Annotated in this window: 5 protein-coding genes; 2 read left to right on the top strand and 3 right to left on the bottom strand. The window is 69.0% G+C overall.

The window, feature by feature from the left end; translation table 11 throughout:
• Nucleotides 1–303 precede the first annotated feature (303 nt).
• Nucleotides 304–708, top strand: a complete 405-nt coding sequence (locus AC5LUJ_RS23080; protein ID WP_250285879.1) for a hypothetical protein — start codon at nucleotides 304–306, stop codon at nucleotides 706–708.
• Nucleotides 709–858: 150 nt separating this feature from the next.
• Here the strand turns inward: AC5LUJ_RS23080 and AC5LUJ_RS23075 are convergent, their stop codons facing one another.
• Entirely contained in the window at nucleotides 859–2106 is a 1248-nt protein-coding gene (locus tag AC5LUJ_RS23075) for an epoxide hydrolase family protein (protein WP_250291679.1), read from the bottom strand.
• A gap of 102 nt (nucleotides 2107–2208) precedes the next feature.
• On the opposite strand from AC5LUJ_RS23075, the gene AC5LUJ_RS23070 reads away from it, so the two are divergent.
• On the top strand, nucleotides 2209–2832 hold the full coding sequence (locus tag AC5LUJ_RS23070) for a CGNR zinc finger domain-containing protein (protein ID WP_493465760.1): 624 nt from the start codon (nucleotides 2209–2211) through the stop codon (nucleotides 2830–2832).
• Between the two features lie 19 nt (nucleotides 2833–2851).
• On the opposite strand, the gene AC5LUJ_RS23065 is transcribed toward AC5LUJ_RS23070, so the two are convergent.
• On the bottom strand, nucleotides 2852–4204 hold the full coding sequence (locus tag AC5LUJ_RS23065; RefSeq protein ID WP_493465759.1) for a hypothetical protein: 1353 nt from the start codon (nucleotides 4202–4204) through the stop codon (nucleotides 2852–2854).
• The gene (locus AC5LUJ_RS23060) at nucleotides 4201–4584 is read right to left on the bottom strand and encodes a hypothetical protein (protein WP_250284641.1); all 384 of its coding nucleotides are present in this window, start codon (nucleotides 4582–4584) and stop codon (nucleotides 4201–4203) included. The genes AC5LUJ_RS23065 and AC5LUJ_RS23060 overlap by 4 nt, the downstream gene beginning before the upstream one ends.
• Nucleotides 4585–5253: the final 669 nt, after the last annotated feature.

Raw genomic sequence — 5253 nt, 5'->3', positions numbered from 1 at the left:
CACCAGCACACCCGTTCACACCCACGCCCCCAACGCCGCTGACCCCCGACATCCACGCGTAGGGACACCATATCGACGAAAACCACCCACGACCGCAGCCGGCATCCACCACTCGTAGGTAGAAAGCGCTGCCCCGACAACGTTTTCCACCTACGGGTACGGAAGCCGTCGGTGGAAAACGTTGTCGAGATAACGTTTTCCACCTACACCTCGGCCAACACCCTCAGTACGACAGCAGGCGGACACCTGCGGGCAGTGCGGACACGGCACCGCCGCCATCGGTCCGGACGGTACGGTGTCACCGTGCGTGTTCACCCGACATGCGGCCGCCGGCCACTCCCCCCGGGAATCGCGCCGGCCTGGGGCAGCACCGAACACCTGGACCTGCACTGGGGCAACGTCACCATCCCCAACCTGACGATCCTCGACTGGGAACACTGGGGCACCGGCGTGGCCGGCTCCGGCGCCGCACGCCTGTACTGCACCGCCCTGGCCGCCCCCGAAACCGCCGAACAGCTCCACGCCACGTTCGCGGACATCCTCGACAGCCCGTCGGGACGCTACGCGCTGCTGGTCGCCGCCGCCGACATCCTGGTCAACGTCGCCTGCTACGAGGACACCGTCAACCTCTGCCCCGCCCTCCACCAGCTCACCAGAAAAATCCTGAACCAGCCGGAGAGACCCGGTGAACCGATCATGAAGAGCTGACCCGGTGAGAACCGTGGAGAGGGGAGTGTCACGTTTTTCTTACGCTCCTGCCTGGGGTTCTTACGCTCCCGCCTGGGAAACGGGAAACGCACCGTTCACCCGAACGGTGGCGCGCCCCGGCCCGGCCCGGCTCGTCGACGCATGCGCGGATCACGTCGTCGTGCTGGCGCGTTCCGCCTGCCGGACGAACCCGGCCAGGTCGGCCGTGAAGATCTCAGGGACCTCGAGGGCCGGGAAGTGCCCACCGCGCGGCGGTTCGGTGAATCGCACCAGGTTGCGCGAACGCGCGACGAAGCTCGCCGGCGGGGTCACGACCCGCGGGTCGGGGAAGGCCGCGAACGCGGAGGGCACCTCGATGACGCGGCCGGGCGGAAGCGTGATCGGGCCGGCGAGGAACTCCGAGTAGGCCACCAACGAGCTGGCGACGCTGCCCGAGGCAAGATAGATCATCATCTCGGTGATGATGTCGTCCGCGGTCAGCGCCGGTCCGCCGCCGGCGGCGTTGGCGTTGGCGTTGGGGTCGCTCCACAGGTGAAACTTCTCCAGCGCCCATGCGGCGAAGCCGGCCGGGCTGTCCGCCAGGGCCGGTGCCAGCGTGAGCGGCGCCGTCACCTGCAGAAGAAGGTATGCGCCCAGGGGGCCGGTGTTCAGGTCATGCTCCCGCCGGACGAACGCGGCCTCGTCGGCCGACGGATCCTCGACGCCGGTCAGGCCGCTTCCCAGGGGCGCCCCGTCGTGACGGACGCCGAGGAGGGTGGTGTGCAGCCCGGCGCAGTGGTCCGGATGGTCGAAGGCCATCCACTCGGCGATCGGCGCACCCTGATCCCCGCCGTGGACGTAGTACCTGGACTCCCCGAGAACCTCGGTAAGCAGCCTGTGGAAGAGGTGCCCGGCCGACCGCGCGCCGAGCGGGGCCGGCGCGAGCGAGGAGAAGCCGTATCCGGGTAGTGACGGGACGACGACGGTCAGCCCGTCCCTCGGATCGCCGCCGGCGGTCTCCGGGTGCGCGAGCCCGCGGATGACCGCGCGGAACGTCGCGAACGAGGTGGGCCATCCATGCAGCAGCAGCACCGTCGAGGGAGCGGTTCCGGAGCCGGGCTCCCGCAGGACGTGCAGCTTGACGCCGTCAACGGTGGCGATGAACTGCTCGAAGGTGTTGAGCTCTCGCTCGTGCCGGCGCCAGTCGTAGCCGGTGAGCCAGTACCGCGTGAGTGCGTCAAGCGCCGCCGGGTCGGTACCGGACTGCCAACCGGGCCGTCTCGACAGGGCCGCCGGGTCGAATTCGGCGAGACGCTGTCGGATCCGCTCCAGCACGTCGTCCGGTGTGCTGATCCGGAACGGCGTCACCCTCCCGGCCGGCCCGCCTGATCTCCGTCCTGCCTGCTCTCCTGTACGCATCCGGGCCCCTTCTAGTCGTAGATCTTCAGGCCGCAGCCCTTACCAACACCATCTATATCATTTAATGGTGTCGCTCCTGATAGGTGGTTCACTGGTGAGGACATGGACCCCTTGGACGCCTGGTCGTCGCACTACGGTGCGCCGCCGTCGCTGCGTGCACTGGGGGCGTTCCTCAACTCCGTGGACGAGCGGATCTTCGGCGCCCACCGGCCGCGCGAGCAGCTCACGGATCCCGAGGCGCTGAGCCGCTGGCTCACGGCTCACGGCCTGGCGCCGGAAGGGGCGTTCGCGGGCGAGACCGAGTTCGCGGACGCGCTGCGCCTGCGCACGGCGCTTCGCGAGGCGGCCGCGGCCAACCGGCGGACTACGCAACCGCCTCCGGAGAGCGTCGATCTGGGCGACGTGGCCGACCGCCTCGCGCTGCGGATCCGGGTGGGCCCCGGCGGTGTCGAACTCGAACCCGCCGGAGGCGGCGAGGCCGCTCAGGCAGTGGCGCGTCTCGCGGCCGCCGCGGTCCTCGCAACGGCGGACGGCACCTGGCAGCGAGTGAAGATGTGCGCGGCGCCGGACTGCCGAGTCGTCTTCTACGACGAATCGAAGCCCCGGACCGGGCGCTGGTGCGCGACCGCCGTCTGCGGCAACCGGGCCAAGACCCGACGCTACCGGCAGCGCGTCGGACCGTCCCGCCCGGCGACGCCCACCGACACCCCGTCCCCACCGGGCTGAAATGAATATTATTAGCTTTTCAGATGTCCTCAAGCTGGTTGTCGACCTGATGTCTTACGGTCAGTGGTGAAACGCCGAAATGGCTCGCTATGACGTCGAGGGCGGCGTCCTCGTCGTGCGTCCCGAGAGTCGCCAGTGCACGGCGTATTCCCTCGGCCGGGGCAAGCAGCTCGGCCGCGAAGGCGCCCGCGACCCGGTCGTCGCCGACATGGGTGGAGGCCAGGAGGAAGGTTCGCTGATATGGCCGGAAAATCGCACGGCCGAGTGCCTTCGCGCGGCGGAACGACTGATAGTGGCTACCAGGCCCCGCCGTGCTCGCGAACGTCGGTGAATCGCTCAGCGCGAGCCCGCACCGGTCGTCCCGGACAGCGGCAAAGCCCTGTAGGCCGCCCGCGGGGCCCTGAAGTGTCCGTGCGCCCACCCAGGCGGATATGTCGAAGGGCACGGTCGCCCCGGTGCCCAGCGCCTGCCGCACCGCGCGTGCCATTTCGAAGCCGACATGCCATGGCTGTCGAAGGCCGGCGCCGTCCCGCACGGCGCCCGCGGCGAGCTCACCCGCCACCGCCGCACGAAGAGGATCCAACGGCATCGCGGCGTCGGCTGACGCGTGGCGAGCCGCTTCGGACGCTTTCGGGAGCCACGCAGCGGCTATGTCAAGGGTGTCGAGGTCCGCGCTGTCCAGGAAGTCGTCCCGAAGCTCGTCCGGGATGGCCGGCACAATGGCCAGCAGTTTCGCCGTGGTCTCCTCGTCGACCGCATACGGGTCGAGGCCCAGCCTGGCCGCCGCCAGGAAGAAATCCCGCTCCTCTTCGTCCGCGTTTCCTATTTCCGCCCATTCCGTGGAAAGCGGCGTCTTCCCGACGTCCGACTCCGCGAGCCGGTCAAGGACGCGTTGGACGATGCCGGCCAACGTCTTTCTGGCTTCGTCGGAGCGCACCAGCGCTCGTCCGCGTGACGCGAACCGCAACGCCCCCGGCACCCGGTCCTCGTCGGCGGCCCAGACAATCCGGGTGATCGCCCCTTCGGGTACCGCTGTCAGGTCGGGCCAGGCCATCCCGTCTCCGGCGCCCCGCAGGTTGTGCTGGCGCAGCCAGGGATACCGGCGCAGGTTGGACCACGTCCAGTGCGTGGGCCTGATGGCGGAGGGACGAATGTGCCCCGTCAGCAGCCACCAGTTGGTGGCGATCCATTCCGCCAGCGGATAAAGACTGCCATAGACCGACCGCCGGAAGGTGCCACCGGCCTCCTCCACCTGCGTCACACATCTGCCGTCCACCCACAGCTCGTACCTCGCCCAGGTGGCGGCCAGTTCGGGAGCACGCACGCCGGGTGCGTCAAGCCACTCGATCCGCAACTCGACCCCGACACTCACGGAAGCCACCCCGGAGCTTCCGCGGGAAGGATCGGGTATCCCTTGTACTCGCCAGACCCCGAGTTACACAGACGCGCCTCGTAGACGCGTTCACCGACCCGCGTCCATACGTAACGCGGGAAATCACCCTCGACGTGTGCGCTGACGTTGCCAGCGCGCACCGCGTCGTACAGCCATTTGGCGACATCGTCGAGCACCAGGTCACGTGGACACGCCGACGCGTCACTTCGCAGCTTCCCCGGCCCGGCGCTGGTCAGGTAGTCCTTGTGCTCGGGGCTCGGGGTGTAGGAAACCCGCGCGGCCAGGGCAGCCAGATACCCCGGATCGGCGGCTATCAGCTTGGTTGAGCTGCGTGGCCGTCGGCGACGGGGCGCCCGCATCGCGACCCCCTACATCGTGTCCGGCTCGGCATGGCTACAAGATGAGGGTACCGGCGACCGTCGACCCGGACATGCCGCATCTGTGTCTTCGGAGTGGCCCGTGACCCGCTGCCGTCCGCCCGTGCCAGCGCCGCAGCCCCCGCAGGTCCGGCCCTGTGGGCGAATCGGCCAGGCAGGGGGCTGGCTCGTGGAGCGCCGAGCCGGAACATACGCCCGGTACTCCCGGACAGGAGGTGGTGTCGGTGGCCAGGTCACAGGCGTGCCATCCGGTCGGCCGGGAGGGGCGGGGCCAGGGGCGCAGCCCCAGGGAGACCCTACGGGCCCGCCGGCACCGCGCTCGGCCGGCCGAGCAGCACACGATGCGGCTTCCTGTCAAACCGCACAACCTTGATCGTCGCCCAGGACCTCCGACACGCCGCGGATCGGGGGAGGTTCCGGAAAACATCGGCACCTCCCTGACCCGCACAAACGTTATCGATCATGAATTTTTGCCCAGTTATCCACCTCCCGGAGGTTCTGGAACGATCTTGCATCGTCGCAGGTCAGCGGGGGTGAAAACTGTGACGGGGTCCCCGCGCAGGCAAAATCCGAGTCGAACTGCGACAAGCCACTCGTCAGGTGCGGCTGCCAATGCCGCAGGCTCCCACGTGGGCAAAAACCGAGCCGGAC

Source organism: Protofrankia sp. CiP1_Cm_nod3 (assembly GCF_982290655.1).
This window is presented reverse-complemented; position numbering and strand designations above follow the sequence as displayed.

Coding starts and splice junctions, on each gene's coding strand:
- AC5LUJ_RS23075 (WP_250291679.1), bottom strand. CDS start 2,106: ATGCGTACAGGAGAGCAGGCAGGACGGAGATCAGGCGGGCCGGCCGGG.
- AC5LUJ_RS23070 (WP_493465760.1), top strand. CDS start 2,209: ATGGACCCCTTGGACGCCTGGTCGTCGCACTACGGTGCGCCGCCGTCG.
- AC5LUJ_RS23060 (WP_250284641.1), bottom strand. CDS start 4,584: ATGCGGGCGCCCCGTCGCCGACGGCCACGCAGCTCAACCAAGCTGATA.